Source organism: Pseudoalteromonas luteoviolacea DSM 6061 (genome assembly GCF_001625655.1).
Lineage (GTDB): Bacteria > Pseudomonadota > Gammaproteobacteria > Enterobacterales > Alteromonadaceae > Pseudoalteromonas > Pseudoalteromonas luteoviolacea.
Map to the genome: position 1 here is coordinate 1 of NZ_AUYB01000018.1, position 431 is coordinate 431.

2 tRNA genes are annotated in these 431 nt (G+C 42.2%); both read left to right on the forward strand.

From position 1 onward, the window contains the following. Positions 1–50: 50 nt before the first annotated feature. Positions 51–127 (forward strand) — tRNA-Ile (locus tag N475_RS01205). A gap of 111 nt (positions 128–238) precedes the next feature. Next, positions 239–314, forward strand: a tRNA-Ala gene (locus N475_RS01210). Positions 315–431 lie beyond the last annotated feature (117 nt).

A 431-nucleotide genomic window follows, 5' to 3' on the forward strand; every position in this document is an offset into this window, starting at 1 on the left:
GTGTCCACACAGATGATTGTTGATTAGAATTAGAGAACACAACATTGTTTGGGTCTGTAGCTCAGCTGGTTAGAGCGCACGCCTGATAAGCGTGAGGTCGGTAGTTCAAGTCTACTCAGACCCACCACTTCTTCTCGATGCTGCGTTATAAAGCTCGTCGTTTAGGATAACTAAACTTCCTCGCTTTATGCCTTGCCTCAAAAAGAAGTGTAAACAAACAATGTATTCCTAGTAATGTGGGGCTATAGCTCAGCTGGGAGAGCGCCTGCCTTGCACGCAGGAGGTCAGCAGTTCGATCCTGCTTAGCTCCACCACTTTACTACCACTTCTTAAAGATAAGCACTCTTACTTAGTTTACTTTTTACTTAACTGTATAAACTGAGAGTTTTTAACTCTGAGAAGTTATTCTCTTGCTCTTTAAAAATTTGGAA